Origin of the sequence: Streptomyces marinisediminis (assembly GCF_026262575.1) — a bacterium.
GTDB classification, from domain to species: domain Bacteria; phylum Actinomycetota; class Actinomycetes; order Streptomycetales; family Streptomycetaceae; genus Streptomyces; species Streptomyces marinisediminis.
Map to the genome: position 1 here is coordinate 1 of NZ_JAPKFL010000085.1, position 1192 is coordinate 1192.

The following is a 1192-nucleotide window of genomic DNA, read 5'->3' on the forward strand; positions in this document are numbered from 1 at the left end:
CCTGCTCCGCCAACGCGTCCAGATGCGCGTTCGCCGCCGCATACACCCCCTGGCCCCCACTCCCCCACGTCGCCGCGATCGAGGAGAACAACACGAAAGCGTCCAACCCCCCGCCCCCGAACACCGCGTCCAACGCCACCGCCCCCGCGACCTTCCCCTCGACCACCGACACCACCTCACCAGCCCCCACACACTCCAACGCCGACAACTGCCCCACCCCGGCGGTGTGGACGACGGTGGTGACGGGGGTGCCGTCTGCTTCCAGCCGTTCCTTGAGGGCGTGCAGGGCGGTGTGGTCGGCGGCGTCGCAGGCGATGACGGTGGCGCTGGCACCCAGTTCCTCGATGCTCGCGACCAGGTCGGCCGCTCCGGGGGCGTCGGGGCCGCGGCGGCTGGTGAGCACCAGGTGCCCGGCTCCGTGCGCGGCGGCCCAGCGGGCGACCCGGGCCCCCAGCCCACCGGTGCCCCCGGTGATCAGCACCGTGCCCCGCAGGCGCACCGGCGTGGCGGGCGCCTGCGGCGCGCGAACCACACGGCGGGCGTGGATGCCGGTGGAGCGCACAGCCACCTGGTCCTCACCCGCCTCCACGGTCAGGAGGGCGGCGGTGCGCTGCCACGCCCGGGCGTCCAGAGTGCGGGGCAGGTCGATCAGACCGCCCCAGCGGGTGGGGTGCTCCAGGGCGATGACGCGGCCCAACCCCCAGGTCTGCGCCTGGGCGGGGTGGGTGAGGGGGTCGGAGGGGCCGGTGGAGACCGCGCCCCGCGTCAGGCACCACACCCGCGCCGACCCGCCGCTGCGACCCAGCTCCTGGGCCAAAGCGAGATTGCCGGTCAGCCCCGGGGCGACACCGCGCTCCAGCGGCGCGTCCTCCAGCGCGAGGAGCGAGACGATGCCGGTGACCCCGCTCAGGTCCCCGGGCAGGGTGCTGGTGCGCTCCACCTGGGCGCCGGTGGTGCGCAGGCCGTCCTCACACCACTGGGCCACCTCCTGCGCACCGGTGGGGGGTGTGAGCAGCAGCCACCGCCCGGTGGGGGGCGTGGTGGGGCGGGGTGATACCGGTTTCCAGGTGACGTGGTAGCGCCACTGGTCGATCAGGGACCGCTGCCGCTGATCACGCCGCCAGGACGACAACACCGGCAACGCTTCACCAAGTGGCCGGTCCGCGGACAGACCACCGGCCAGCGCCGTGAG

General features: G+C 74.7%; 1 protein-coding gene. It reads right to left on the reverse strand.

Features of this window, described 5'->3' with window-relative positions:
• On the reverse strand, positions 1-1135 hold a 1135-nt coding region (locus OSB71_RS24165), incomplete at its 3' end, for a beta-ketoacyl reductase (RefSeq protein ID WP_265950936.1).
• Positions 1136-1192: the final 57 nt, after the last annotated feature.